Source organism: Massilia psychrophila, assembly GCF_002760665.1.
Lineage (GTDB): Bacteria > Pseudomonadota > Gammaproteobacteria > Burkholderiales > Burkholderiaceae_D > JAFCUW01.
Genome location: NZ_PDOB01000048.1, coordinates 1 through 26859 on the forward strand (window position 1 = coordinate 1; position 26859 = coordinate 26859).

29 protein-coding genes, 1 tRNA gene and 1 pseudogene are annotated in these 26859 nt (G+C 61.8%); 18 read left to right on the forward strand and 13 right to left on the reverse strand.

The features are described from left to right. Nucleotides 1–347: pseudogene (locus CR103_RS22890) on the reverse strand (hypothetical protein); the annotation flags it as partial. A gap of 175 nt (nucleotides 348–522) precedes the next feature. Next, nucleotides 523–1167 (reverse strand): VTT domain-containing protein, encoded by a 645-nt coding sequence (locus CR103_RS19890; protein ID WP_099917659.1) that lies wholly within the window; start codon nucleotides 1165–1167, stop codon nucleotides 523–525. Nucleotides 1168–1735: 568 nt separating this feature from the next. Here CR103_RS19890 and mutL point away from each other — a divergent pair. From mutL to CR103_RS19910, 4 genes are all read left to right on the forward strand, one after another. Then, the gene (gene mutL, locus CR103_RS19895; RefSeq protein ID WP_099917660.1) at nucleotides 1736–3616 is read left to right on the forward strand and encodes a DNA mismatch repair endonuclease MutL; all 1881 of its coding nucleotides are present in this window, start codon (nucleotides 1736–1738) and stop codon (nucleotides 3614–3616) included. Continuing rightward, entirely contained in the window at nucleotides 3616–4842 is a 1227-nt protein-coding gene (locus CR103_RS19900) for a multidrug effflux MFS transporter (RefSeq protein ID WP_099917661.1), read from the forward strand. The genes mutL and CR103_RS19900 overlap by 1 nt, the downstream gene beginning before the upstream one ends. A 20-nt stretch (nucleotides 4843–4862) precedes the next feature. Then, the gene (gene miaA, locus CR103_RS19905) at nucleotides 4863–5780 is read left to right on the forward strand and encodes a tRNA (adenosine(37)-N6)-dimethylallyltransferase MiaA (RefSeq protein WP_218968508.1); all 918 of its coding nucleotides are present in this window, start codon (nucleotides 4863–4865) and stop codon (nucleotides 5778–5780) included. A 93-nt stretch (nucleotides 5781–5873) separates the two neighbouring features. After that, nucleotides 5874–5950: transfer RNA gene (locus CR103_RS19910), tRNA-Met, on the forward strand. Nucleotides 5951–6222: 272 nt separating this feature from the next. Here CR103_RS19910 and CR103_RS23645 read toward each other — a convergent pair. The 7 genes from CR103_RS23645 to CR103_RS19935 all read right to left on the reverse strand — a co-directional run bounded on the left by CR103_RS23645 (nucleotide 6223) and on the right by CR103_RS19935 (nucleotide 10688). Continuing rightward, nucleotides 6223–6558 (reverse strand): IS66 family transposase, encoded by a 336-nt coding sequence (locus tag CR103_RS23645; RefSeq protein ID WP_229443682.1) that lies wholly within the window; start codon nucleotides 6556–6558, stop codon nucleotides 6223–6225. A gap of 80 nt (nucleotides 6559–6638) precedes the next feature. Continuing rightward, nucleotides 6639–6797 carry a hypothetical protein gene (locus CR103_RS23650; RefSeq protein WP_229443684.1) on the reverse strand — a complete coding sequence of 53 codons (159 nt, stop codon included), beginning with the start codon at nucleotides 6795–6797 and terminating at the stop codon, nucleotides 6639–6641. Between the two features lie 47 nt (nucleotides 6798–6844). Further along, a complete protein-coding gene (locus CR103_RS24355; RefSeq protein ID WP_441293461.1) occupies nucleotides 6845–7066 on the reverse strand; it encodes a hypothetical protein in 222 nt (73 codons plus the stop codon). Nucleotides 7067–7339: 273 nt separating this feature from the next. Continuing rightward, nucleotides 7340–7825 (reverse strand): GNAT family N-acetyltransferase, encoded by a 486-nt coding sequence (locus tag CR103_RS19920; protein ID WP_099917663.1) that lies wholly within the window; start codon nucleotides 7823–7825, stop codon nucleotides 7340–7342. A 165-nt stretch (nucleotides 7826–7990) separates the two neighbouring features. After that, nucleotides 7991–8842 (reverse strand): PilZ domain-containing protein, encoded by an 852-nt coding sequence (locus CR103_RS19925; protein ID WP_229443696.1) that lies wholly within the window; start codon nucleotides 8840–8842, stop codon nucleotides 7991–7993. A 194-nt stretch (nucleotides 8843–9036) separates the two neighbouring features. Further along, nucleotides 9037–10338, reverse strand: coding sequence for a DUF445 domain-containing protein (locus tag CR103_RS19930; protein WP_099917665.1), 1302 nt, complete (start codon nucleotides 10336–10338; stop codon nucleotides 9037–9039). A 14-nt stretch (nucleotides 10339–10352) separates the two neighbouring features. Next, nucleotides 10353–10688 carry a hypothetical protein gene (locus CR103_RS19935; RefSeq protein WP_229443688.1) on the reverse strand — a complete coding sequence of 112 codons (336 nt, stop codon included), beginning with the start codon at nucleotides 10686–10688 and terminating at the stop codon, nucleotides 10353–10355. 734 nt (nucleotides 10689–11422) lie between these two features. On the opposite strand from CR103_RS19935, the gene CR103_RS19940 reads away from it, so the two are divergent. The 14 genes from CR103_RS19940 (at nucleotide 11423) to CR103_RS20010 (ending at nucleotide 23410) form a co-directional block, all read left to right on the forward strand. Beyond that, complete coding sequence (locus tag CR103_RS19940) at nucleotides 11423–11806, forward strand: thioredoxin family protein (RefSeq protein WP_099917666.1); 384 nt, start codon at nucleotides 11423–11425, stop codon at nucleotides 11804–11806. Nucleotides 11807–11811: 5 nt separating this feature from the next. Next, complete coding sequence (locus CR103_RS19945; RefSeq protein WP_099917667.1) at nucleotides 11812–12540, forward strand: cytochrome c biogenesis CcdA family protein; 729 nt, start codon at nucleotides 11812–11814, stop codon at nucleotides 12538–12540. Between the two features lie 428 nt (nucleotides 12541–12968). Further along, the gene (nrtS, locus tag CR103_RS19950) at nucleotides 12969–13262 is read left to right on the forward strand and encodes a nitrate/nitrite transporter NrtS (RefSeq protein ID WP_180279469.1); all 294 of its coding nucleotides are present in this window, start codon (nucleotides 12969–12971) and stop codon (nucleotides 13260–13262) included. A gap of 192 nt (nucleotides 13263–13454) precedes the next feature. Further along, nucleotides 13455–13916 (forward strand): DoxX family protein, encoded by a 462-nt coding sequence (locus CR103_RS19960; RefSeq protein ID WP_099917669.1) that lies wholly within the window; start codon nucleotides 13455–13457, stop codon nucleotides 13914–13916. After that, a complete protein-coding gene (locus CR103_RS19965) occupies nucleotides 13913–14434 on the forward strand; it encodes a sigma-70 family RNA polymerase sigma factor (protein ID WP_099917670.1) in 522 nt (173 codons plus the stop codon). Before CR103_RS19960 ends, CR103_RS19965 begins: the two co-directional genes overlap by 4 nt. Then, nucleotides 14431–15171, forward strand: coding sequence for a DUF3379 family protein (locus CR103_RS19970; protein WP_180279470.1), 741 nt, complete (start codon nucleotides 14431–14433; stop codon nucleotides 15169–15171). Before CR103_RS19965 ends, CR103_RS19970 begins: the two co-directional genes overlap by 4 nt. Before the next feature lie 36 nt (nucleotides 15172–15207). Further along, nucleotides 15208–16053 (forward strand): MTAP family purine nucleoside phosphorylase, encoded by an 846-nt coding sequence (locus CR103_RS19975; protein WP_099917672.1) that lies wholly within the window; start codon nucleotides 15208–15210, stop codon nucleotides 16051–16053. Between the two features lie 25 nt (nucleotides 16054–16078). Then, nucleotides 16079–17041 carry an arsenosugar biosynthesis radical SAM (seleno)protein ArsS gene (gene arsS / locus CR103_RS19980; RefSeq protein WP_099917673.1) on the forward strand — a complete coding sequence of 321 codons (963 nt, stop codon included), beginning with the start codon at nucleotides 16079–16081 and terminating at the stop codon, nucleotides 17039–17041. Beyond that, entirely contained in the window at nucleotides 17038–19176 is a 2139-nt protein-coding gene (locus CR103_RS19985; RefSeq protein ID WP_099917674.1) for a dihydrolipoyl dehydrogenase family protein, read from the forward strand. The genes arsS and CR103_RS19985 overlap by 4 nt, the downstream gene beginning before the upstream one ends. Next, nucleotides 19155–19877 (forward strand): TIGR04283 family arsenosugar biosynthesis glycosyltransferase, encoded by a 723-nt coding sequence (locus CR103_RS19990; RefSeq protein ID WP_229443690.1) that lies wholly within the window; start codon nucleotides 19155–19157, stop codon nucleotides 19875–19877. Before CR103_RS19985 ends, CR103_RS19990 begins: the two co-directional genes overlap by 22 nt. Further along, on the forward strand, nucleotides 19874–20488 hold the full coding sequence (locus CR103_RS19995) for a TIGR04282 family arsenosugar biosynthesis glycosyltransferase (RefSeq protein ID WP_099917675.1): 615 nt from the start codon (nucleotides 19874–19876) through the stop codon (nucleotides 20486–20488). Before CR103_RS19990 ends, CR103_RS19995 begins: the two co-directional genes overlap by 4 nt. Before the next feature lie 8 nt (nucleotides 20489–20496). Continuing rightward, the gene (locus tag CR103_RS20000; protein WP_143752682.1) at nucleotides 20497–21228 is read left to right on the forward strand and encodes a DUF3047 domain-containing protein; all 732 of its coding nucleotides are present in this window, start codon (nucleotides 20497–20499) and stop codon (nucleotides 21226–21228) included. After that, a complete protein-coding gene (locus tag CR103_RS20005; RefSeq protein WP_099917677.1) occupies nucleotides 21225–22349 on the forward strand; it encodes an FAD-dependent oxidoreductase in 1125 nt (374 codons plus the stop codon). The genes CR103_RS20000 and CR103_RS20005 overlap by 4 nt, the downstream gene beginning before the upstream one ends. After that, nucleotides 22283–23410 (forward strand): methyltransferase domain-containing protein, encoded by a 1128-nt coding sequence (locus tag CR103_RS20010; RefSeq protein ID WP_229443692.1) that lies wholly within the window; start codon nucleotides 22283–22285, stop codon nucleotides 23408–23410. Before CR103_RS20005 ends, CR103_RS20010 begins: the two co-directional genes overlap by 67 nt. A gap of 24 nt (nucleotides 23411–23434) precedes the next feature. On the opposite strand, the gene CR103_RS20015 is transcribed toward CR103_RS20010, so the two are convergent. The 4 genes from CR103_RS20015 to CR103_RS20030 form a co-directional block, all read right to left on the reverse strand. Further along, on the reverse strand, nucleotides 23435–24241 hold the full coding sequence (locus CR103_RS20015; RefSeq protein WP_099917679.1) for a peroxiredoxin family protein: 807 nt from the start codon (nucleotides 24239–24241) through the stop codon (nucleotides 23435–23437). Continuing rightward, on the reverse strand, nucleotides 24205–25083 hold the full coding sequence (locus CR103_RS20020; RefSeq protein ID WP_099917680.1) for an alpha/beta fold hydrolase: 879 nt from the start codon (nucleotides 25081–25083) through the stop codon (nucleotides 24205–24207). The genes CR103_RS20015 and CR103_RS20020 overlap by 37 nt, the downstream gene beginning before the upstream one ends. A gap of 57 nt (nucleotides 25084–25140) precedes the next feature. Next, nucleotides 25141–25824, reverse strand: a complete 684-nt coding sequence (locus tag CR103_RS20025; RefSeq protein WP_229443694.1) for a haloacid dehalogenase type II — start codon at nucleotides 25822–25824, stop codon at nucleotides 25141–25143. 90 nt (nucleotides 25825–25914) lie between these two features. Beyond that, nucleotides 25915–26511: a hypothetical protein gene (locus CR103_RS20030; RefSeq protein WP_099917681.1), complete on the reverse strand. Its 597-nt coding sequence runs from the start codon at nucleotides 26509–26511 to the stop codon at nucleotides 25915–25917. Nucleotides 26512–26859: the final 348 nt, after the last annotated feature.

Genomic DNA, 26859 nt, shown 5'->3' on the forward strand with positions numbered 1-26859 from the left:
GCGGCGGCGGCCATCAGCGGCACTTCCTTCGGCCGCGCTGCAGCGGCCTTGCGGGCCTTGGCGGCGGCGGCCACGCGCGCGGCCTGGTTGGCGCGCATCGCGGCCAGGCGCGCGGCAATCCTGACGGACAGTTCGGCTTCGGCCTCTTCTTCCTTGGCGCGCTGGCTGGCGGCGCTGGCCGGCGCGGCCAGGTTCGGCTTGATCGCGGCAGGCACGACCGCGGTCTTGGCGGTGATTACCTCAGCCAGCGGTTGGCTGGCAGCAGGGGCGGCGGCGGCCGGCAGATCCTTCGCGCTTGCCGTCGCAATGACGAAGCAGCAAGCGAACAGGGCGAACAGGTTACGCATGGGATTCCAGACAGTAGCAGAAGAAGCAAGCACTAGAAGCAAGCACTACGGGCAGTGCGAGCAATACAGTCTGAATAACGGCGCCGATCGCCGGAAACTTGAGTCCGGATTTAGCTTAATACTGGTCTTGTGCGGCAGCGCGCGCGATAACACCGCGCATCTGCCGCCGTGTTGGCTATTTGCTTAACATCCTGCGGCCGACTTTCCACATGCCGCCAAGCGCCAGCGGCACGATGGCGGCGCCAACGCCGACCAACACGATCGCTGTCAGGTGGTCGCGCACTACCGGGATGTTGCCGAAGAAATAGCCAGCGGTGACCAGGCTGATCACCCACAGCGCCGCGCCAGTGAAGTTGTAGAACTGGAAACGGGCATGGGTCATGTCCGACACGCCGGCGACAAACGGCGCGAAGGTGCGCACCACCGGCACGAAGCGCGCCAGGATGATGGTCTTGCCGCCATGCTTTTCAAAAAAGTCGTGGGTGCGGCGCAAGGCGTCCTTGTTGATCCAGCGGTAGTCGTGGGTAAACACGCGCTGGCCGATTTTTTCGCCGATCCAGTAGTTGAGGGTGTTGCCAGTGACGGCGGCGGTGATCAGCAGCGCCATCAGTAGCCAGTAATTCATTTCACCAGTCGCGCAGAACGCGCCGGCGATGAAGAGAAGGGTATCGCCAGGAAAAAAGAACAGGACGACCAGGCCGGTTTCACAAAATACGATGGCGAACAGCACCGCGTAAACATAGATACCATACTGGGCAAGCAGATGGCCCAGGGTTTTATCGACATGCAAAATCATGTCGAAAAATTGCATCAGATCCATAATTTTCCTAAAAGGTAGCCGCGAATAATACCATCTCCTGCCCCCTGTATTGACCTATGTGGGATGCATGACCAGCAATTTTTTGCACCCACACAAGTTCCTGATCCTCGATACCGGCATTACAATTTGCGGCACGCGACGGGCACGATCATGCCGGCCAGTATGGGGGAGACGAGAATGTAAGGTTTTAAGGGAATTAACAAAATTGCGCAGCTGGCCGGCATGGCCTTATCGGCCGCGTCATCGCCGGCATGCAGTTGCTGTCGCCAATGTCGCGCGACGCCGGCGCGATGGGGCTTTACGACCAGCCAACGCCCCGATCCCGGTGCGCGCACAAAAATAGTTTCCTCAAAACCAGGTCAGACCCGTTTTAAATTTTTAAAAACAGGACCGAACCCGTTTAAAATTGGGGTCTGACCCGTTTTAAATTGCGTTTAAAATTGGGGTCTGACCCGTTTTAAATTGTGCGAATCGACGTCTGGCCCGTGCAAAAAACGGGTCTGACCCCATTTTTGGAAACTGCAGACCGTCGCCGGTGTTGCGCTTTTGCGCAGGATATAATCGCGGCATGAACGCGCCCCTGCCCTCCCCTCGCCCGATCCAGGCCCTGCCGGACCAGCTCATTTCGCAAATCGCCGCCGGCGAGGTGGTCGAACGGCCGTCCGCCGTCGTCAAGGAACTGCTCGAAAACGCGCTCGATGCCGGCGCCACGCAGATTACCGTGCGCCTTGAAGAAGGCGGCGTCAAACGCATCGCGATCACCGACAACGGCCGCGGCATCGCCGCCGACCAGCTCCCGCTCGCCTTGGCACGCCACGCGACGTCGAAGATCGCCTCCTTGACCGACCTGGAGAACGTCGCCACCCTCGGCTTTCGCGGCGAGGCGCTGGCGTCGATTGCGGCGGTTGCGGCCGTGTCGCTGACGTCGCGCACTGCCGACGCCCCGCATGCATGGGAAATCGTCGGCTCGCACCATGCGGCGGTAGCGCCCTCTTCCGGCCCGCAAGGCACCACGATCGAGGTCCAGGACCTGTACTTCAACACGCCGGCGCGGCGCAAATTCTTAAAATCAGAGCAGACCGAATACGGCCACTGCGCCGAAGTGGTGCGCCGCATCGCGCTGGCGCGTCCGGACGTGTCGTTCAGCCTGAGCCACAATGGCCGCACCATCGATCAATGGAGCGTGTGCGAGATGGCCAAACGCAGCGCACACATCCTCGGCAGCGACTTTGCCGAAGCGCGCCTGGCCATCGACGAGTCGGCCGGACCGCTGCGCCTGCACGGCTTTGCCGGCCTGCCGACCGCCTCCAAGGCGCGTGCCGACGGCCAGTTTTTCTACGTCAACGGGCGCTACGTGCGCGACAAGCTGCTGGTACACGCGGTGCGCGCCGCCTACCAGGACGTGCTGCACGGCGACCGCTTCCCGTCGTACGTGCTGGGACTCGACCTCGACCCGGCGCTGGTGGACGTCAACGTGCACCCGTCGAAAATCGAAGTGCGCTTTCGCGACAGCCGCGCGGTTCACCAGTTCGTCTTCCATGCGGTGCAGCGCGCGCTGTCGCAGACGTCGGCCACCGCGCACGGCAGCGTGCCGGCGCCGCTGCCGGCCGGCGACGTCAGTGCCAGTACCGGCGCTTCCAACTGGCGGCGCGAACACCAGCAGCAGTCGTTCGGCGCCCAGCTGTCAGCGACATTTTCACCGTCGCCTTACCCGCCGGCCAGCCGCTACGATGGCGGCGGCGTGGAGCAGCGCATGGATAGCTACGGCGCGCTGTTCGCCCCTGCCGCGGGCGCGGCAGTCGGTGCGCCAGTGACGTCGATGACTCCGCAAGCGCATACCGTATCGAGCGACGAATACCCGCTCGGCTTCGCGCTGGCCCAGCTGCACGGCATCTACATCCTGGCGCAGAACACCAAGGGCATGGTGCTGGTCGACATGCACGCCGCGCACGAGCGCATCCTGTATGAGCAGATCAAGAACGCGCTCGACGCCCAGGCCGATGGCCAGGATATGCAGGTGCAGTCGCTCTTGATCCCGGTCACCTTTTTTGCCGACGCCGTCGAAGTGGGGACTGCACAGGAAAACCAGGCCACCTTGAAGGCGCTCGGCTTCGACATCGCCGCGCTATCGCCGACGACGCTGGCGGTGCGCTCGGTGCCGGCCCTGCTGAAGAACGCCGACGCCCAGACGCTGGCGCGCGACGTGCTGCGCGACGTGCGCGAATTCGGCGGCTCGCGGGTGCTGATCGAGCAGCGCAACGAGCTGCTCGGCACCCTTGCCTGCCACACCGCAGTGCGCGCCAACCGCATTCTGTCGGTGCTTGAGATGAACGCACTGCTGCGCCAGATGGAAGGCACTGAACGCGCCGACCAGTGCAACCACGGCCGCCCGACCTGGGTCCAGCTCGACATCTCCGCGCTCGACAAGCTTTTCCTGCGCGGCCAGTGATGGCGCGGCAAACCGACGCAGCCCAGCCGCTTGCGGCTTACGCCCGCGCTCCCGTCCTGCTGCTGATCATCGGCTTTTTGATGCTGCAGCCGCTGTCGACCGACCTGTACCTCGCCTCGCTGCCGAGCCTTGCCACCGTGTTCGCCGTGCCGGCCTCCAAAGTGCAGCTGACGCTGTCGATGTTCGTCGCCGGCTTCGGCGGTGCCCAGCTGGTCATCGGCCCGCTGTCGGACCGCCACGGCCGCCGCCCTGTGCTGCTGGGCGGCCTTGGGCTGTACGTCGGCGCCAGCCTGCTGTGCGCAGCAGCGCCCGGGATCGACCTTTTGATCGTGGCGCGCTTCCTGCAGGCGCTTGGCTGCTGCTCGGCGATCATCATCGCGCGCGCCATCGTGCGCGACGCTTACGCACCCGCCGACAGCGCCGGCGTGATCGCGCGCGCCAGCAGCTGGCTGTCGCTGGCGCCGCTGCTCGGCCCCATCCTCGGCTCCTACCTGCAAGTGACCTTCGGCTGGCGCGCCGCCTTCGTCGTCCATTCGATCCTCGGCGCCTGCCTGCTGGTGGCGGTAATGCTGCGCCTGCCCGAAACGAATGTGCACAAGAATCCGCGTGCCACCGAACTGGCCGGCCTGCTTGAAAACTTCCGCCTGGTGCTGGGCGAGCGCGAATTCTGGGCCAACGCGCTGCCTGGAGCCTTGTCGTACGGCGCCATCTTCGCCTTCATCTCCGGCTCGTCGCTGGTGCTGATCCGGGTGCTGCAAGTGCCCACCGCGTGGTTCGGCTATTGCTTCGCGTTCGGCGTTTCGGGCTACCTCGGCGGCACCATTTTGTGCCGCCACCTGCTGCCCAGGTTCGGCCAGGGCGCCACCCAGCGCATCGGCGCCACCGCTTCGCTGGCGGCCGGCGCGCTGTTTTTGGCCGGAGTCAAACTGGGCGCCATTCACTGGACGCTGGTGGCGGCGGCGATGTTCCTGACGATGGGTGCGCACGGCATTAATTTTCCGATCGCGCAATCGGGCGCGGTCACGCCGTTCCCGCAGCAGGCCGGCACTGCCGCCGGCTTGATGGGCGCGCTGGCAATGGCCGTCGCCTTCCTGGTCGGCACCGTCACCGGCGCCACCTTCGACGGCACCCTGACGCCGTTGGCGCTGATTGTATGCGCGCTGGGCGCGGCCACTTTCGCGTCGGTGCGCCTGCTCGGCGCGGCCGATCCGCAGGTGGCGCGTTGAAGCCTTTGGCGATCGCCATCATGGGCCCGACTGCGTCCGGCAAGACCGCCGCCGCGCTGGCCATCGCGCGCGAAATGCCGGCCGAAATCATCTCGGTCGATTCGGCCCTGGTGTACCGCGGCATGGACGTCGGCACCGCCAAGCCGAACGCCGGTGAATTGGCCAGCGTGCCGCACCACCTGATCGACATCATCGACCCGAGCGACGCCTATTCGGTAGCGCAGTTCCGCGCCGACGCGCTGCGCCTGGTGGCCGACATCGGCGCGCGCGGCAAATTGGCACTGCTGGTCGGCGGCACGATGATGTACTTCAAGGGCCTCACCGATGGCCTCGACGAATTGCCTGCCGCCAATCCTCAACTGCGGGCGGAGATCGAGGCCGAGGCGGCCCGTCTAGGCTGGCCCGCCATGCACGAGAAGCTGCGCGCGCTCGACCCCGTCACCGCCGCGCGGCTGGCGCCAAACGACGCCCAGCGCATCAACCGCGCGCTCGAAATCATCGAACTGGCCGGGCAGCCGATGTCGGCCCTGTTGTCGGGCCGCACGAAGCTTGACTTGCCGTTCGAACTGCTGTCGTTCGCCCTGGAGCCGTTTGACCGATCAGTACTGCACGCGCGCATCGCCACCCGCTTCGACCAGATGCTCGGCAGCAGCGACGACAGCGGCATCGTCGCCGAAGTGGCCGGCCTGCGCGCGCGCGGCGACCTCCACCCTAATTTACCGTCGATGCGCTGCGTCGGCTACCGCCAGGCGTGGGATTACCTCGACGGCAAGATCGACCGCGCCGCGCTGCGTGATACCGGCATCATCGCCACCCGCCAGTTGGCCAAGCGCCAGTTGACGTGGCTGCGCGCGATGCCGGACCGGCTCGTCATCGATTGCATCGCCGGCGACCCGGCTGGCGCCATACTGGCGCATCTGCGCACGCGCGGGAATTGAACGGTTGCGCCCGTTGCGGCAGCTTTTTTTACCAGGGATTCGCGGCGAGTGCTTGACAGTTTTTTTCAAACCTCGGATAATACTGGCCTGTCAGGTGATATAGCTCAGTTGGTTAGAGCACAGCATTCATAATGCTGGGGTCGGTGGTTCAAGTCCACCTATCACCACCAAAGATTGCATAAGCCGTTGATTCGAAAGGATCAGCGGCTTTTTGTTTGCCGCTCTGCTTGCTTGGTGTTGCACAAAGGTGCTACACATGACAGGTTTTTTCTTAACAAAGTCGCGGCACGGAAGCATCTTTTATTTTCGGCGGCGGGTTCCCCAAGCAGCCTTGTATCACGGCAAGCATGTTGTGGCCTTGCTTGCGCAGCGTAACGAGGCAGGAGCGGATCACGCAGAAATACTCAGCGCCATCGAACGTGCGGAAGCAGCCCGAGATTTTCTATTTCACTTTAGGCATGCGGACTGCACGTTCGTCCGTGTTGTTGGTGAACGGGACCGCGAAGTCGCCGACGAGGCGCAATACGGCGTCGCCGTACTGGCGGAAACGGCGCAGCAGGTTGACCGTGGTGGACTGCTTGACGCGCCCGCTGGCAGCCGGATTGGCCCTCTCGCCTTCCCGTACGATGTCGTCGTAGCCGGTGCGGCAGGCGCGGACGTTGTCGGCGCTGAAGACGATTTGTCGCTCACGCGCCGCCTCGCAAAGCTTATTGGTGTTGAGCAGAAAGTCGCTCATCGCCTGCGCCCGCGGCTGGCCGGTGGTTTCTTTCGCATACAACAATTCACGCAGGAGATGGGCATCGCACAGGGCATAGGTACTGTCGTCGAGGCGCCAAGCGTGGACCAGTTGTGCCGCGTTCAGTTGCCCGGCGATACCGCAAGACCATATACGTCATGGATCAGTTCGGCGGCGCGCGCATACGGCAGCATCTGGCCTTGCGTCAGGTGCAAGCCCAGTGCGCGCACGTTGGGGCCATATTGGACCGATTCGCTCACGCTGCCCGGAAACGAGCTCACATGCAATTGCCCGCAAGCGCATGTGAGCGCCAGAGCGTGATGCTCGATCACATTGAAAGCGACGGTCGGCACATCGAACACCTGGCGCCGACCACATACCCGTGCGTGCTGTGCCGGCAGAACCGCGTGGCACCGTTTGCACTGCTCGGGCAGGCGATGCGTCGCGACCTCGTCCGGCAGCTCTGCTTGCCCGACGACTCGCGCAACGAGTTCGTCTTCTTGACCAAACCATCGGACGATGGCGGCTTGCTCGAATTGTCGCTGTTCATGCCCAGCTTCGCTTCGACCGCATCCAGGCGCGCAAACAGCGCATCAATGAGGCGATCCGTGTCCGTATCGGACAGTTGCGTCAAATCGGGACGGGGGGTAGCTTCGATGGCATGGCGCAATGATGCGGTAAACCCGTTTTGTGTACAACGGCTATTTGCGCCGCTCACTGCGGCTAAATAGTTACTCAATGGCTACGATGAAGTGGCAGTGATAAAAATATTATCAGACCGAGAAAGGCGACCAAAACCTGCTGTTTGCAACAGCGAACGACCTTAGCTCGCGGCCTGCCACACCATCTTTTGAAGCTGAATCTGCGGATCGCTTTCAAGGACTTCCCATTCCGGCAAGAACCTGAAACCTTGCTTGCGATAGAAGGCCGCAGCTCGCTCATTGTCTGGCGATACGCTCAGGACAAGCCGTTCGTGTCCATGCCCGACGGCCCACTGTTTGATGGCGCCGACCAGGCCGGCGGCCACCGCCGCCCCGCGGTGTGCGGGCCGGACCCACATGGCGATCAGCGCCGGTTCCGCACTCGCGCTGATGACGCCGCCAGCCAGTCCGACCGCCACGCCGTTCACCAGCGCCAGCACAAAGTACGCCGGGCCGCGGCCGGATGCACGATCGCGCCACTGCGTATCGCTGTTCGCCGCGGCAGTTGCGTGACTGACGCCGAAAGCGGTGGGCGCATCGCATAGCGCATCGAGCCGGATCTGTCTGAGCAGCGCCCAGTCGTCTTCGTTGGCGGCGCGGATCAGCATTGTTCTCGATCTCTCTGTTGTTGTATCGAAATTATTTCAGCAGATGCCGGCGCCGGGGCCGTTGCGGCGCTACAGCGGAGACGCTGAAAATTGTCTGCACGGACAGGTTGTTTGGTATTGCGCCCAATTCGACCCGATGCTTTTACCCGTCCACCCGTCCCTCCCCTAGCGCTCGGCGAGATGCTCGTAGACGAAGGACTTCAAGGTCAGCAGCACCGATTCTTCCACCGCTTCGTCGAACTCGATGCCGTAACGCATTTGCTGGGACAGCTTGCCCTTGATGCTGCGGATCACGCATGGCACCGTGACAACGCGCGCCTTCTCAGCGAGCTTGATGCGGAACGCCACCTTCAGGCGCGTACCCGGCTGGCCCAGCACGAAGCCGGTCGCCACCGCGCAGCCGCTGCCGGACAGGTTGGTAATCAGCGCCGGTACCGTGTAGCCGTCGGCCATCGTGATCGAGGCAGGAATCTGCGCATCGACGCGCAAGGCCTGGCGAAACGATTTCGTCACCGCATCCTGGGGGTAGCGCAGGAACAGGTGGCCGCTCGGCAAGGCGGCGTAGCGCATCAGCGTGGTCTTGAACATGCACAGGCTGCGCCCGAAGATCACCTGCACCGTCATCGGAATGCCCTCGAAATTCTGCCATGTCTGGCCGCTGCCAAGTCCCAACGTGGGCGCGGAGACGATGATCGATTGCATTGGCACCCGGCCGTAAAATTCGACCTGAACATTGCGCGGCTCGAAATCGACCGGCAGCTTGAAAGTGAGCACGACGCCTTCCGCATTGTGCTTGAGATACTTTAGCGGATCGTGGGAATGCGTCGCCGACTTGTCGCCATCGCCCTGTTCCTCGGCGCTGACATGCTTGCGGTCGCGGTCGGTCGCCTGGGCCGCCCGCACCGGCGTGGCTATCATCAAGCGACTTTGCACCAGCGCATCGGCGACGACGAAGCCGGCCGGCGCCAGCAATTCGCCCGATCGCAGGTAGATTGCCCACGGCAAGGGAATGCCCACAGGCAAGTCACTTTCCGACAAATATACGAATTGAGTCTTGGCCATCTACATTAACTGAAGCAAAAAGGGAGCAGCGGGCGGGCGCGGCCGTCGGTGAAGCTGTCCTCGCCATGATAGCTATCATACAATGAATATGCGCAATATTGCTCAAAGGATTTGCCGCCGCACGAGCGGGCAGCGGTGTTTGACAGGCCCTATCCGGGCCCGCCATGCATGCCGAGCCAGGTCGGCAGGTGCGACACCAGATACAGCACCACGCCGATGAGTCCGCCAACAATGGTGCCGTTGATGCGGATGAACTGCAGGTCCTTGCCGATATTGAGCTCGATCTGCTGCGACATCTCGCGGCTGTCCCACTTGCGCACGGTGTCGGCAATGTGGCGGGTGAGGAACTCGGCAAATCCCGGCGCCGCACTGCGCGCGGCCGCTTCCAGGTGGGCGTTGAGCGACTCGCGCAGGCGCGCATCGTCGGCCAGCGCCCTGCCGATCCAGCTGCCGGTAGCCACCACGCGCGCGTGCAGCACCGAGTGCTCGCTGTGCAGGTCGGCTTGAAGCCAGGCCTTCAGTTCATCCCACAAGGATTTGAGGTAGGTGTTGAGGGTGTCGTCGTTCAGCAGGTACTGCTTGATTTCTTCGCCCTTCTGCTGGAACTGCGGATCGCTTTTCAGGCGCTGTACGAAGTCGTCGGTGTAATTGTCGAAATTTTTGCGCAGCTGGTGATCCGGGTCGCCATTGACCTTGGCGAGGATCCCGACCGCCAGGCGCACCGCAATGTCGGCTCCCTTGCGGCCGATCGCCTCCTTCGGCAGCACTTTCTCGAACATCGCATACTCTTCCTTGAGCCAGTCGGCGATGCCCTGGGCGATAAAGGCCTGGGTTTGTTCGTTCTGCAGCAGCTTGGCGAGCTGGTCGATTCCCTCGTCGAGCAGTTCCTGGTGGCGGCCGTTCTTGGTCATCGAGTCGAGGATCACGCCGGCCGACTGCGACAGGTCGACGCTCTGGATCAGGGTGTGCACCGCCTTCTTGACAAAATCCTGCACCGGCGCATCCTCGATAAAATCGAGCACGCCGGACGCCAGCTTGACCAGGTAGGCGCCGAGCTGCTCGGCGTTCTCCGGCTTTACCAGCCAGAGCGCCACTTTCTGCGCCGGATCGTGCCGGCGGATCAGGCCCACCATCGATTCGGTATCGAGGAATTTGTCGCGCACGAACATGGCCAGGTTGTCGGCGATCTTGTCCTTGTTGTTGGGGATGATGTCGGTGTGGCGCGACACAAACGGGATCGGCACCCGCTTGAACAGCGCGACGACGGCAAACCAGTCGGCCAGCGCACCGACCATTGCCGCCTCCGAAAACGCCCTCAGCAGCTCGACCCACCATACCGGCCGCAGGAACAGCGTGATTGCAAACAGGGCGACGGCGCCGGCAAAAAACAGCAGGGCCAGCCGCTTGGCGCGGCCAAGCTCGGTTTCTTTCAGTTCGGTTTCTTTATCCATCCGCGCGGCACCGCTCAAACCGGCTCGCCAACGTCGAGGTCGTCGTCCAGGGTGTAGTCGCCGCGTTCGTAAGCGGCGAGGATTTCCCGCGCCTGCACCAGGTAGCTTGCTGGCGCCAGGATACGCACGCCGCCCAGCGCCGGCGCGATCAACAGGTCGGCCTGCACGTGGTTCGCGTCCGCCACCACCGCCGGCACGCCGCCGGCCACCAGGCAGCCCGCAAGCAGGTAGGCGTCGGTCGGCACCATGCACTTGGCCACCACGAACAGGTCGCGGCCGGGCAGCGCTTCAGCTTCCATCCCGGCGCTGGCGGAATAATCCGGCGCGCCCGCACCCAGCAGATTGTTCATTGCAGCTCCTCGGCGGTATCAATCGAGCCATCTTACTACCGGCTGCGTTTGGATGCCCCAGATCACGTGCGCATCGCGCAGCGCGCCGATTTCCGGCTCAAGCCAGCCCCAGTGGGCGAGGATGGCGGCGCTATCAAAGCCGGGCTTGGAGGCGCAAGCGCCGGCCGACGGCACCGTGCGGCTGAAACGTGGCGCCGGCGCCGGCTGGAGAGTAAAAGGGACGCACAGGACATCGATGAACTGGAAAACGCCTCGGATCGGAAATCGGTCCGGGTCTCTTTACTGTTCGTGCTACGGCGAAAAATGCCGCGCGACAGTCGGGGCTGCAAGCCAGTTCCGTCAAGTCTGGTTAGCGCTCGGGGTCGGGCCACCGTTCAATTGGCGACTTTTGGTGCCCTGTGCGTCCCCTTCATTTTGCTCCCCTTTCGTGCTCGGGGGCGAGGCACTCGTCCCTCATGAATGGTTAGCCTGCGCTTTGACCAGTTTGCATTCTGCTGGCCACGCCACTGGCAAGCTCCCGGCAAAAATCGCAGGGATGCCAATACGGCAAAGTACGCGTAAATACTCGCCAGATGCTTTCACTGCGCAACTCTGGTGCGATGTTTTGGCCGAAGGCGCGCAATCGCGAATTTTTTTCATCGCGATGTAAGGATTTCGCCCTGGCTCCGGTCTTATGCATGGGAGCACCATGCCGGTGCGCCCGGCACATTCACCTACCGTCCCCGGAGACCTCCATGTTTCAACTCAAAACTATCCTATTCACGCTCGCCACACTGGTTGGCGCCTCAGCTTACGCGGGCGACGTCAAGCCGTACAACCAAGCGCAGTTCGACGGCCTGGTCACCAGCGGCAAGCCTGTCGTCATTGCCGTGCACGCACCTTGGTGCGGCACCTGCAAGACGCAAATGCCGATGCAGGCGGACCTGATGAAAAAGCCGGAATACAAAGACGTCACGCTCATGACTGTTGACTTCGATTCGCAAAAGGACGTGCTCAAGAAATTCAATGTCACCTCGCAAAGCACAATGGTGGTCTTCAAGGCAGCCAAGGAAGTTGCGCGCTCGGTGGGCGACACCAACTTGACCAGCATGGATGCCTCGATCCGCAAAGCCCTGTAATCGCCATGGATCCCAGCATTGCATCGTTCGGGTTCGCCGGGCTGGCTGGATTGCTCTCCATCCTGTCCCCCTGCGTGCTGCCGATCCTTCCCATCCTGCTGACCAGCGCAAGCAACCAGCATCGGCTCGGGCCCTTTGCCCTGGCCGCCGGCCTGGCCCTGTCGTTTGCCGTGATCGGCACCGCGATCGCCGCGCTCGGCAACAGTCTGGGCGTCGATCCGGGAGCGTTCAAGACCGGTGGAGCGATCCTGCTGGGCGTGTTCGGCGTCATCCTGTTGTCCGCTAGCCTGCAGCAGCGATTTGCCAGCGCCACAAGCGGCATTGGCAATGCGGGCCATGTCATGCTGTCGCGCTTGCACCTCGACGGCGCCGGCGGCCAGTTTGTCATTGGCTTGGTACTCGGCGTGGTCTGGAGCCCGTGCGTCGGTCCGACACTGGGAGCTGCCATTACCTTGGCCAGCCAGTCGACGGCGCTGGGGCAGGTGGCGCTGACTATGGCCATCTTCGGCTTGGGCGCTGCGCTACCGGTTGTGCTGCTTGGATGGGCCTCGCGCGCCGCGTTTGCACGGCATCGGGGAAGCTTGGCTAGGGTAAGCCGGTATGCGAAACTGGCAATGGGTTTTGCGCTGGTCGTCGTGTCAATAGCGATGGTGAGTGGCCTGGATAAAAAGCTTGAGGTGGTTCTAATTGAGCACTCCCCCGCTTGGCTGACCGAACTCACAACGCGCTATTAGCCATCGGTGCGTCTAAGTACCCGCCAAAAAATAAATGTGCATTTTGGCGTCCATAACCGCCGCGCTGCTGTGTTGGCCGCTGCTTGCAGTGCTCGCACTGCGGCGCACCGACCGCCTTGCATCGCATCCGGTTCTGTTTGCCAAAACCTCACATTTATTTCTCGACGAGTACTTAGCGAACGCATCGCCGCCCTCGCGGCAATTGCAGTGGACCTGCCGACCCGTCGCTTGGGGGGCTATGGGGTGCTGTCCCCTGCGAGCGCGTCACGTAATCCTGCTGGCATATCAGAATATCGGAGGCCTCGTCCAACCGCTATGTACTGGCGTCCGCGGCTTTAATGGCGCTTACCGCCCGCGTCTTGGGCTGGTTCCCGGTCAGGATAGAATTTGGCTTGTGCTCGGGGCCAGCCAACTTAGACGCACACAAAATGAAAAAAGTATTTGCAGTCATTCTTACACCCCGCATTGCCAGGTCTTCGGTGCGCATCGCCCTGTTTGTAGGAACGCTTTTGAACCTGATCAACCAGATCGGGCCTCTGTTAAACGGAAGCGACCTGTCCTGGGTTCATGTCTTTCTCAACTACCTGGTACCGTACTGTGTGGCCAGCTATAGCGCTGCAAAAAACGAGGTGACGAAATCCATTGAGAAATCGAACGTGCGGCGATGCGGCTCACATGATGGCACCGTCAAAATCGCACTTGCTACTTGCGGATTTCTTTGATGGGGCCCCTCAGCTACTTCTGGGCGAGCGCCTTCTCGAGGTCGTCCAGTTGAAGCACCAGCAACGGCTCGGTGGCAGTACACTCGAGTTCGCAATCGAAGCGGCGCTGCCACTTGATCCCGAGCTCGACATCTCTGCGCTCCTGCGTCAGCTGTCCTCGCTTCGCGCCATCGAATCTTTAGAAAGTCAGCCATGATCGCCCGCTGGATAACATTTGACAATGCTTGCTTGAAGAGTTTGCATTATCCCCGACAGGCGCTACTGCTGGCCCTGCGACTGTCTCTTGCCTGGATTTTTTTCAAGTCCGGGCTGCTGAAACTGCAGAGCTGGGAGAGCACCCTGGCCTTGTTCGAGTACGAGTACGCCGTTCCCCTCCTCTCGCCCTATGCCGCTGCGGTCCTGGGGACGATGGCCGAACTGACGCTGCCGCCACTACTTGCGCTTGGCTTGCTCACACGCCCCGCTGCATTGGCGCTGTTTGCTTTCAATATCGTGGCCTGGATATCCTATCCGGACCTGTCCCCTGCCGGCAGCAAGGAACATCAAACCTGGGCCTTGGGACTGCCGGTTCTGTTGTTTGCCGGCGCCGGTGTGGCGTCCGCGGATCACTTGCTACGCCGCCGTGCCAGCAAACCAGCACTGGTCGCACCATGAGCGCACGGGACCGTGAATTTGAACTGGCAGTAAAGAGCTTTAGCGGAGACTTGTACCGTTTCGCCTTCTGGCTGGCGCGGGACCGCCATGTCGCCGAAGACCTGGTCCAGGAATGCTTTCAACGCGCGTGGATCAACTGGGAAAACCTGAACGATCAGGTCGCGGTGAAGAAGTGGCTGTTCACGATCCTGCGCCGTGAATTTCTGCGCCGCCTGGAGCGCAAGCAGTTCGAAACGATTGACATTGAGGGACTGGATTTACCTTCTGCCGATACGCTGTCGATGGACGAGGTCTACAGCCTGCGCCAGGTGCTGGCCAGTGCCCCCGACAGCCTGCGCGAACCGTTGGTCATGCAGGTGCTAGGCGGGTTTTCGGCCGATGAACTGGCTGCGTTGAATCAGACCACTGCCGGGGCTATGGTCACTCGTCTGAGCCGGGCCCGCCAATGGATGAGGAACAGACTGAAGTCCGACGACACGCTTGCCGCGCCGGCCACACTTGGGAAGAACAAAGAATGAACTGCCTGACTCTACGTGCAACGCTCCTTGCCGATCCGCACACGCAAACTGCCGAGGTATCCGATCACCTGGCCGAGTGTCCGGCCTGCCGTGCCTTTGCCGTCTCCATGATGCATGAGGACGCCTTGCTGCGCAGTGCCATTGATGTGACCGTCCCGCGCGAACTGGCCGCGCGGATCCTGCTGCAGACGCAAATCAGGCATCGGCGAACTGATCCGCTTGACCAGCTGCGTCGTTGGCTCGGACAATGGGTCACCATGCCGCGCATGGGATTGGCCGCCGCGCTTTCGGCTGTGCTGGCCGTCGCGCTCTCCGTTAGTCAAGTTGACCGGCCATCCAATCTGAACTGGGGCCAGGTGGCGCTGGCCCATGCGATCGCGGAACCTGAGGCAACTGCCAGCAAGGCCGTTGTTGCCCGCACTTCGCTGGAAACAGCCCTGCAGGCATACGGACTAAGCCTCGCAGGCGACCTTGGCGTCATCCGATTGGTGGAGCACTGCGCTGTACCAGGCGGACGGGGGACCCATATCGTCGTCGAGACCAAAGACTACGGCAGCGTTACGCTCCTGCTTCCCCCGCCCGGCGAGAGGCCGTCACCGGGGAGTGCGCGCGGTGAGGGGCTGTCGGCTCGCATGATCGACATCGTGGGCGTTGGTGTTGGGGTTGTCGCGACGGAACAGGCCAACCTTCCGGCGTTGGCGGCACTGCTCGCGCGACAGATCGTCGCCCGCGCGTAAGTTATCTAAAAAGAATAAAATCAAGAGGAGGCAACGATGCTCGCAATAATTGGTGGGACCGGTGTTTACAGCATGGATCAACTGGAGGTGATCGAACAGCACACGCTCGATACGCCTTTTGGCGCCCCCTCGGCGCCCATCGTGCGGGGACGAATGGGGCAGCAAGAGATGCTTTTTTTGTCCAGGCATGGGGCGCAGCATCATCATCTGCCGCACGAGGTCAACTATCGCGCCAACATTTTTGCCCTCAAGACGCTGGGAGCGACACAGATCATCGGTATCTCGGCCGTAGGGAGCCTGGCCGAAGCAATCGCGCCCGGAGACCTCGCTATCGCCTCGCAATATTTCGACTGGACGCGGGGGCGCAGAGCTCAGACCTTCTTCGGAGAAGGGCTCGCCGTCCATGTTTCGACCGCAAATCCCGTCAGCGAGCAGCTGTCGCAGTGGATCGCGCGCCATGCCGCAACGCTTGGGATCAGGCTGCACACCGATGTGACTTATGCCTGCGTGGAAGGGCCGCGGTTGGGCACCCGGGCCGAAAGCCATTTCCTGCGCCAGGCCGGCTGTCATCTGGTGGGCATGACCAACGTGCCCGAGGTCTTCCTCGCGCGCGAGGCCCAGATCTGCTATGCCACCATTGGCATCGCCACCGATTACGACTGCTGGATGGACGATCCAAGCAAGCACGTCCAGGCCACAGAAATCTTTGGCCTGTATCGCCAAAGCCTGGCCCGGGTGGAAGTGCTGCTCCAGGCTTTGCTGGCCGACGAACGTCCGCACGAAGAGCCGGAGATTCGTACCGCCTTGCAGTATGCAATGCTCACGCCTGATAGCGCGCTGTCGGAGCAGCAGCGCGCCTGGATCTCCATCCTGCAACGCTAACACGCATATCACACCAGGATACTTCATGCACGCCACCTATCCCCTGCTGCGCCAGACCGATTTCCCGTCCATCCGGCGCAAAGCGCTTGATACGCTCCAGGTCAATCTGGGCTACAAGTGCAACCAGACCTGCCTGCACTGCCATGTCAATGCCGGCCCGACCCGCAAGGAGGTCATGGACCTCAAAACCATCGACACAGTGATCGCTGTATTGGAGGCCAGGGGCCTGGCAACGCTGGACCTGACCGGCGGCGCCCCGGAAATGAATCCTCATTTTCGTTACCTCGTGGAGCGCGCTCGCGCACTGGGCGTGCGCGTCATTGACCGCTGCAATCTGACGATCCTGTCCGAACCAGGTTTTGAAGATTTGGCTGCATTTCTCGCCCAGCACAAAGTGGAAATCAGCGCCTCCCTGCCCTGCTATTCGCAGGATAACGTGGACAAACAAAGGGGCGACGGCGTGTTCGAGCGCAGCATCAGGGCACTGCAAGCACTCAACGCCCTCGGATACGGGCAGCCAGGCACCGGCATGGTGCTGAACCTGGTCTACAACCCGCAAGGAGCGGTCCTGCCGCCTGGCCAGCAGCAGCTCGAAGCGGACTACAAGCGCGAACTCGCCGCGCATTTCGGGATCGCGTTCAACCAGTTGTTCGTCATCGTGAACATGCCGATCCAGCGCTTTGGCTCCACGCTGGTCTCGAAAGGTACGTTTGCCTCCTATATGGAACTATTGAAAGCCAATTATCTCGAAAAGAACCTGGACAGCGTCATGTGTCGGACCTTGGTGAGCGTCGACTGGCAGGGATACGTGTACGACTGCGACTTCAATCAGATGCTCGGCATGCCTGCCCCGCTAGGAACCGGGGTGCGCCCCCACCTCGAGGAGCTGCTGCGCATCGATGCCAATGATGGACCGATCGCCATCGCCGATCACTGTTATGGCTGCACCGCAGGCCAGGGCAGCAGCTGCGGCGGCGCCCTGGCATGACGAAGGCCCGGATCTTCGGACTGGTTCTCATCGCGGCGGCTTTGCTTGCCTACTTTGCCTTTGACCTCGGCCAGTATTTCACGCTCGACTTCCTCAAAGCGCGCCAGCAGTCATTCCAGGCTTATTATGCCGAGCATCCGGCCCGGACCATCGCCATCTTCTTCAGCATCTACGTCCTCGTCACCGCCTTGTCCGTGCCAGGCGCAGCGCTGATGACCCTTGCGGGCGGCGCCTTGTTCGGGCTTCTGGTTGGTGCCTTGATCATTTCCTTTGCCTCCACGGTGGGCGCAACGCTCGCCTTTCTGGCATCGCGCTACCTCCTGCGCGACTGGGTGCGCCAGCACTTCCGGACGCGCTTCGATGCCATTGACGCCGGGGTGGCCAAAGACGGCGCGTTTTACCTGTTCACGCTGCGGCTGGTTCCTTTATTTCCGTTTTTCCTTGTGAACCTGCTGATGGGGCTGACGTCCATCGGCGCCCGTACCTATTACTGGGTGAGCCAGCTGGGCATGCTCGCCGGGACCCTGGCGTTCGTCAACGCGGGAACCCAGCTGGCGCGCATCGACAGCTTGTCGGGCATTTTGTCGCCGGCTGTGCTGGCCTCGTTCGCCGTGCTGGGAATCTTGCCGCTGGCAGGCAGAAAGGCGCTCGATACCTTCAAGGCGCGCCGAGTCTACAAGCGCTGGCGCAAGCCGGCTGCTTTCGATTACAACCTGGTGGTCATCGGCGCCGGCGCGGCCGGCTTGGTGAGCGCCTATATTGCGGCGGCGGTGAAAGCCAAAGTGGCTTTGGTAGAGGGAAACAAGATGGGCGGCGACTGCCTAAATTACGGCTGCGTCCCGTCCAAGACACTGATCCGCACTGCCGGCTTTGTGCAACAGGCACGCCATGCCAAGGCCCTTGGCATCGGCAAGGCCGACCCGGAATTTGATTTTGCCGACGTGATGCAGCGTGTTCACAAAGTCATCGCGCGGATCGCGCCGCACGATTCGGTCGAACGCTATACAGAACTGGGCGTTGATGTCATGCAGGGCCAGGCAAAGATCGTCTCGCCCTGGGAAGTCGAGGTAGACGGCAAGCGCGTCTCGACCAAGGCCATCGTCATCGCCACCGGCGCTCAGGCTGTGGTGCCGGACATTCCGGGCCTGCGCGAAGCTGGCTTTTACACCTCCGACACGCTGTGGGAGCTCAGGGAGCTGCCCAAACTTCTAATTGTTCTTGGCGGCGGGCCGATCGGCTGCGAGCTGGCCCAGGCTTTCGCCCGGCTTGGATCGAGCGTCACGCAGGTGGAAAAAGGCGCTCGCCTCATGCCGCGCGAGGATGACGATGTCGCCCAGCTGGTGTCGCAGTCGATGGCGGACGATGGCGTGCGCATCCTTACTGGTGCAGAGGCGCTGCGCTGCGAACAGGGTCATTTCGGCAAGCGCCTGGTGGTGATGCGCGAGGGGGTCGAGAGCGCGCTCGAATTCGACGTGCTTCTGTGCGCCGTCGGACGGGTGGCGCGCACTACCGGCTTCGGGCTTGAGGAGCTGGGCATTCCAGTCACGCCGCAAAAAACCGTCGATACCGATGCGACTTTGCAGACCCTGTACCCCAATATCTATGCCTGCGGCGATGTGGCAGGCCCCTATCAGTTCACCCATACCGCCGCCCACCAGGCATGGTACGCGGCGGTCAATGCCCTGTTCGGGAGCGTAAAGAGCTTCCGGGCAGATTATTCGGTCATCCCATGGTGTACGTTTACTGCTCCCGAGGCGGCCCGGGTCGGTCTGTCGGAACAGGATGCGCGCGAACAGAACATCGAGGTCGAGGTCACACGCTACGGGATTGACGAACTTGATCGCGCTATTACCGACAACGTCGCCCATGGCTTCGTGAAGGTACTGACCAGGAAAGGCAGCGACAAAATCCTGGGCGCCGCCATCGTGGCGGCCCATGCCGGTGACATGATGGCCGAATACGTGCTGGCGATGAAGCACGGGATAGGCTTGAACAAGGTTCTCGGTACGATCCACATCTATCCGACCATGGCCGAAGCGAACAAGTACGCCGCCGGCGAGTGGAAACGCGCCCATGCACCACAGCGCCTGCTGGCGATGGCCGAGCGTTTCCATTGCTGGCGCAGATCGGCATGAGCCCAATGGTTGCCACGCGCACGGTCCGGCTGTCCATCGTGGTACCGATGCTCAACGAAGCGGCGGCGATAGAACGTACGCTTGGGGCACTGGCGCCGCTGCGCGCGCGCGGGGTCGAGGTCATCGTGGCCGACGGCGGTAGTACCGATCGCAGCGCCGCCCTTGCAGCACCACTTGCCGACGCTGTGATTGCCGCCCCGCGCGGTCGGGCGCTGCAGATGAACACCGGTGCGGCTGCTTCTCATGGCGCGGTGATCCTGTTCCTGCACGCCGATACCGCTCTTCCCAATGAAGCCGACGCCCTGATCATCGAGGCGATGGAACTGCGCAGGGCGGCATGGGGGCGATTCGATGTCACCATTGAAGGGCGCTCGCCCATGCTGCAAGTCATCGCGGCATTGATGAACCAGCGCTCGCGACTGACCGGCATCGCCACCGGCGACCAGGCCATGTTCGTCGAGCGTGCAGCATTTTTCGGACTCGGCGGCTTTCCCGAGCAGCCGCTCATGGAAGATATCGAGCTGTCGCGCCGGCTAAAAACCTGCTCCGCACCCATCTGTCTCACACAGCGCGTCACAACGTCAGGCAGACGATGGGACACACAGGGTGTCTGGCGCACCATCTTCCTAATGTGGACACTGCGCCTGCGCTATTGGCTGGGCGCGAGCGCCGATACGCTAGCGAAGGCCTATCGACAATGAACGACGCCTGCCTGATCATCATTTTTGCCAAGGCGCCGGTACCCGGCCAAGTCAAAACCCGCCTGGCCCCAGCGCTAGGATTGGATGGCGCCGCGAACCTGGCTATTCGCATGCTCCAGCACACTGTAAATAACGCGGTGCAGGTGGCGCTCGGCCCGGTCGAGCTGTGCTGCGCCCCGGACCGGCGCCACGCCCAGTTCCAGCTTGCAGTCGCCGCGCATGCGGTGCAGCTGTCGGAACAAGGCGATGGCGACTTGGGCGAGCGGATGGCGCGCGCGACGCAGCGCGGCCTCCAGCGCTTCCCACGGGTGGTTCTGATTGGCACCGACGCGCCAAGGATTGATGCCGATGTCCTGCGCGCCGCGGCAATGGCGCTGCATGAACACGATGCCGTGTTCGCCCCCGCCGCTGACGGCGGCTATGTATTGGTGGGCTTGTCGCGCAGCGCGCCACAACTGTTCTCCGGCGTAGACTGGAGTACGCCACAGGTTATGCAGCAGACGCGGGAGCGAATCGCCGCGCTCGGCCTGGCCACTTGCGAACTGCCAACACTGCACGATGTTGACGAGCCAGCCGACCTGATGCATGTGCCGCCGGAGTGGCTGTCGTGAAGGCCCGCATGGCCACCGTTTTCGCCGGCACGATGGCGTTCGTTAGCGTTAGCGCTGTACAGGCCAGCCCGCCAGTCCCAGCGTTCTCGTCTATGGCTCCCGCCGGGGAGATATTTTCCTGGCTTCCGCTGAAGCCTGCCCCGAAAGCACCAGCAACACGCTACAGCCTGGTCGGTGACGGCGGTGCCACGGTGGTACACGCGCAGGCCGACCGTTCGATGTCGGGCTTGATTCATACGCTGCGCGTCGATACGCGCCGCTACCCACGGCTGCGCTGGCGTTGGAAGATCGGCGCGCCGGTCGCCGCGGCCGACATGACGCGCAAGGATGGCGACGATTATGCCGCCCGGGTCTATGTGATGTTCGATTATCCGCTCGAACGACTGGGATTCGGCACCCGCATGAAGTTGATGGCGGGCGAGGCGCTGTACGGACAAAAATTGCCGACCGCGACGCTGAACTACGTCTGGGACAACCGCCAGCCGACGGGCACCATGCGTGCCAACGCTTACACCGATCGCGCGCGCATGATCGTGTTGCGGAGCGGCCCAACAGAAGCCGGAACGTGGGTGACCGAGACCCGTGATCTGCGTGCGGACTTTCGCGCCGCCTTTGGCGAAGAGGCGCCCGATGTGGTGGCGCTGGCGATTGCCACCGACACCGACAATACCGGCAGTCGAGCAGAAGCATGGTACGGCGACCTGCAGTTTCTCCCCCCTGAGAAACGGCCACCGCAATGAAGAAGCTGATACTGGTCGGTGCGGGGCATGCGCATGCACGGGTTCTGCTGGACATGAGCCAGCGTGCGAGAGCCGAAGTCGACGTCCTTTTAGTCAATCCGGCGCCGCTGGCGCCATACTCGGGCATGGTGCCAGGCTGGCTGGCAGGTCACTACGACTGGGAAGCGTGCTGCATCGACTTTGCCCGACTATGCCAACGATCCGGCGCCAGATTGCGCCTCGGTGCTGTCAGGCTCATCGATCCGGACAAGCGCGTACTCTGGCTCGACAGTGGGCAGCAGTTTGAATACGACGTGCTGTCAATTGACATTGGCTCGACCGCCTTTCCACCCGACACTGCCGGGCTGCCGGTCATGCCCTTGCGGCCGTTAGGTGCGCTCGAGGCACGCTGGGAAGACTTGCGCGGGCGTGTGGCAGGCCTGCCGTTCGATGCCGAATTTACCGTCGTCGTTGTGGGCGGCGGCGCAGCCGGCGTGGAAACAGCCCTGGCCGCAAGGCGACAACTGGCGCTATGGGCGCCGCACGTGCGTTTCACCTTCATCCTGGGCACGCGTAGCGACACGCTATTAGCCGCGCTGGCCGACGGAGCATCGCGCAAAATTGCCACTCACCTCAGAAAAAACGGCATCCGCGTGGCACACCGGTTCGTCGCCACGCGGTTCGACACGGACGCGGTCGTGAGCCTGGACGGACGGCGGCTAGCGGCCGACCTGGCCTTATGGGCAGGCGGGGCACAGGCCCATAGTCTGCCGGCCGTATCGAAACTGGCATGTGACGCCGATGGGTTCATTCGCGTCGACAACTACCTGCGGTCCGTCTCCCATCCCGACATCTTTGCGGCGGGAGACTGCGCCAGCCTCGCACCGGCACTGCCCAAGGCAGGCGTCTTCGCAGTCAGGATGGGGCCCGTGTTAGCCCACAACCTGCGCGCGCATCTGTTGGGCGTACCTTTGCGGCCGTATCTCGCGCAGCGGCGGCACCTGGTCTTGCTCGGCACAGGCGGCGAGCATGCCGTCGCATCGTGGGGCCCGTTTGCATGGCAGGGGAAGTGGGTATGGCAGTGGAAAAAATGGATCGACCTGCGCTTTTTAAAGCAATACAACCGAACCGATACAGAATGATCAAAACACCAGGAGGAAACAGCATGCACGACATCGTCCAGCAATATTACGGGAAAACCCTGCAACACACAGGCGACCTGCAGACCAGCGCCTGCTGCGATATCAGCCAGATGCCGGCATGGCTCAAACCCTTGCTGGCCCGCATTCATCCCGAGGTGCTGGAACAATACTATGGCTGCGGCCTGGTGTGTCCCCCACTGCTCGAAGGAAGCCGCATCCTTGACCTGGGGAGCGGTTCGGGCCGCGATGTCTATGCTTTGTCTCAGCTGGCAGGGCCCGGCGGCCAGGTCATTGGCGTCGACATGACTGAGGAACAGCTGGCCGTGGCACGCCGTCACCAACAGTACCATTGCGAAAGCGTCGGCTACGACAATGTCCAGTTCTTGCACGGCTACATTGAGCGCCTCGACGAACTGGACTTGGCTGCAGGCAGTTTCGACGTCATCGTGTCCAACTGCGTGGTCAATCTGTCCCCCGACAAGGATGCGGTCCTGCGCGGCGTGCAAAAGCTGCTCAAACCGGGTGGCGAATTTTATTTTTCCGACGTTTACGCCGACCGTCGTATCCCTGATGCGGTGCGTAACGACCCCGTGCTATACGGCGAGTGCCTGGGCGGTGCCCTGTACTGGAACGATTTCCAACGCCTGGCAATGCGCCAGGGCTTCGCCGATCCCCGGTTGGTGGAAGATCGGCCCCTGGAGATTACCAACCCTGAACTGGCGCTCAGGACAGGAGGAGTGAATTTTTTCTCGGCGACCTACCGGCTGTTCAAGCTCGATGCGCTCGAAAGCGCTTGCGAAGACTATGGCCAGGCCGTTATCTACCGCGGCAGTATTCCCGGGCAGCCCGAGCGCTTCATACTGGACAAGCACCACGCCATCGAGACCGGACGGGTGTTCCCGGTCTGCGGCAACACCTGGCATATGCTTCACCGCACACGTTTTCGCCCTCACTTCGAGTTCGTTGGCGACTTCACGCGTCATTTCGGCTTGTTCGCCGGCTGCGGCGCCGACTTGCCCTTTGACAAGGCCGCTGCCGGTGCGGCTGCTCCCTGCTGCTGATGGGCCAACTTGGGTAATGCCGGCCTAGCGATGACGAGATTTCGTGGCCTTCACGACAGCCGTCACCGCAAGCGCGATCGTTCCAACGGCTGCGACAGTGCGCCACTTCGGTGGCAACGGCCGATAGAAATCCGCGACCCACGCCAGCGCTGCCATTGGTGGGGCCGCCCGCCACATGTCGCGCCGGGCGCGCGGGCCGGCCATTCCGGTCATTTCCGCCATTTTCCCGATGCCCATCGCCATCGGGCTGAGGAGCCTCCCGCTGTCCTGCTGGGGTGGCTTAACGCCACGCACCGCCGCGTCCAACGCCTGTATCAGTGCGGTGTCGTCACCGACCCAGACGCCGCGGTAGACGATGACGCCGTTGCGGTCAGTGAGCCAGACTGCGTTGGGCTTCTCATCCAGTGACCGATGCACGCTGCCGTCCACGTCATCGACGGCGATGGGCCATGGAAGCTGATCGCGCGCTTTCATTGCGCGCGCATTGTCTTGTTTTTGGTTTTCCGTGCTGGGCTGCTCGACATGTTCACCAGGATGCGCCTCGCGCACTTGCAGCATCACGAAGTCGATATCCTGGCCGAATTCTGAGTGCAATTCTTTCAGCAAGGGATTGGAACTGGCCGTCATGGGGCATGTGTAGGATCCGGTGATGACTAGTAGAGGTTTGCGATCTTGAAAATCCATCGTGTCTATTCGACCGCCGTCTGCCAGTGGCAAATCGAAGCGGGGAATGCGATCACCCGGCGCTGGGGCGCCAGGGCCAAAAGCCATATCGCTCATCAACACTTTCATCGTTACATGGTCGTACTTGTATTCGGATGCGTTTGCCATGGCGTGGCTCCTTGGTTTGGATATGCAGGCGCGACCTGCTTGATGACGGCGCAGATAGCGTCCGCAATGGTGTCGGGATGGTCTTCGGGTGTAAAGTGTTTGGCGCCCGGGATAATGTGCAGTGGCGCGTTCAGATCGCTCGCCAGGCGCTCGCCGTAGTGCAGCTTCTGGAACTGATCGGCGGCGCCCCACACGATGTGAGCCGGCACGGCCAGCTTCGGCAGCTGCCCGGTAATGTCGAGGGTGTCGCGTACGTTGAGTGAATCAATTTGCCGGGCAAACGCGTCGGGACCGAAGCGGGATGCATACATCGGCCAATGGTGTCGCATCGCTTCCTGTGCTTGCGTGCCGGTGTCGTGGCCGCGGAAGTACATCATGCGCAGAATGGATGCAAGCGCCGCTGCAGGGAGCCGGCGCACTACTGAACTTGCCATCTGCATGGCCTTGACACTTGGGATTGGCCACGAGTCGTAACATATTGCATTGGTGAGCATCATCCCGGCGCACAGGTCTGGCCTTCGAACTGCCAGGTTCTGAACGACGCCGCCACCAAGGTCGTGCCCGGCAAATACTGCACGCGTGACACCGATGGTGTCCAAGAAAGTAGCCAGGTAGTCAGCCTGGCGGGCGACCGATATATCCCTTCCCCGGCCCTGGACCCGGGACGAGCCGTATCCGACCATTTCCCAGGCAATGCAGCGTTCAGTGCGCAGCCTCGGGATGACATGGCGCCACAGCGCTGGCGAGGTTGGAATGCCGTGGACAAAGACGACCGGATATCCTGTCCCTTCCTCCAGCCACGTCATCCTAATGTCACTGGCAACGATTGTCTTGGTTTCCATAGCATCCTTTCTTTTGCAGCGTTTTCTGACCGGCTGCCAACAGGCACGAGTTCGTCTTTACGCTGCCAGCTGGTCGGCCAGATTGTGAAGGTCCGAGGCGCATACGCTAGGCGGCAACGCAAGAGAAAAGGGCTGGTTTCCCTTGCGCTCTATGAAAGCGGTTTGCATGCCTGCCCAAGCCGCGCCGGCGACGTCCCAGGCATGTGCCGCCACCAGCATGCAGTCTTGCTCGGAAACCTTCATCTCTCGGGCCGCCCACTGGTACACCTCGCAATGCGGCTTGTATTTTGCGACGCTTTCCACGCTGAGCTGGCGCTCGAACATTGACGCCAGTCCAGCGTGCTCAAGCTGCGACTTACACGCGTCAATACTGGAATTGCTCAAGCTTGCCATCCGAAAGCCAGCCCGCTTGAGACGCGCGAGAGCGTCCAGCACGTCGTGGTGGGGCGCCAGTTTGAGCATTGGCTCGAGCGCCTGTCGTGCTTGCTCCGGACTGAGTACGACTTCTCGGTTGCGGGCCAGCATCATGAGCGTTGCCGCGCCGACGTCGACGAATGATTCGTACTTGCCCCCGACGGTGAGCACCAGCGAATACTGGAGCAGCGTGGTGAACCACAAACGCGACGCCCCATTTTCCAAAAGCACCTCGTCGATGCTTTCCTCAAGCGGCGCCAAGTCCAGCAATGTTTCGTTGACATCGAAAAGAAGAACTACGGGCCGACTGCCCTGTGGCATGTTCATGTCCAAACCTCCTGCTCGGTTGTATAACTACCCATCAAGCCGTTCCAGCCCTTAGCTCAGAAACTCGCGAAGGGCTGGGGCGGCACTGGCTTACTTCGTTGGCATATCCTTGTCAGCAGTGTTTGCGCTAGGAACCGAGAATTGGAGCTTTTGCATGTAGGGCGGCATGGTGCCTGCCATACTCTGTTTGATCGCGTCGGCATAGAATTTACGCGCCGCGGCCGGAGTCTTCTTGCCGTGCGCGACATCGTGCGCAAGGTTGATCGCGAGGAAGTTCGCCTCTTCCTTGTCGCAGCGAGCCGACATCTCGCCATTGGTGCGTTCCAGAACGACGCTACCGTCGTACTGGGCCATGTCATCGTATTTGTCAGGTTTTACGCGGAAATCAATGAACTGCTGCATGACATCGACGTGGGCCATCGGAAAATCATGAGGTACCGATTGCTTGTAGATGATCGTGCGTTTCCAGGGCGCGTTGTTATGCCATACGAGCATACTAGCCGTAGCCTCATGTGGCGCACCGTACTTGGCGATCGTCTTCTTGATGACTTCCTTAGTGACGTCTGGCCACGATGCGGTCATGGATGTTACAGCGGCGGCGTCCAGCTTGCCCGAAGGCGCGTCGGCAGCAGCAGCGAAACTCCAGGCAGCAGCAAGCAGCACAGGCAGCAAAGCAACTTTTCTCATCGTATTCTCCTCGTATTTTTTTACTTAGGGCAATTACTCAAATGTGAAAGCGCAGGTGTAGAACTCTTCTTGTACGGCGCGTTGAACAAAAAGTCTGTCAGTTCACACACTTAGAGCGTATCCCAGTAGAAGAGAACGGTACTGTCAACTTGCTGAACCGGGGAAGCAAGTTGTAGAACCCGGGGCGAAATTGCCTCTGGGCGGGTAACAAAGTGTCGCGGATTACGCGTTCTTCGCTACATCGGTGACCTCATTCCAAAGAGAAAATGCCTGAGTGCGGACGTGCCGGTACTGCTCCGCTGACAGGCGGTTGCGCTGACACCGGAAAGCATTGTTGATCTGACCGTG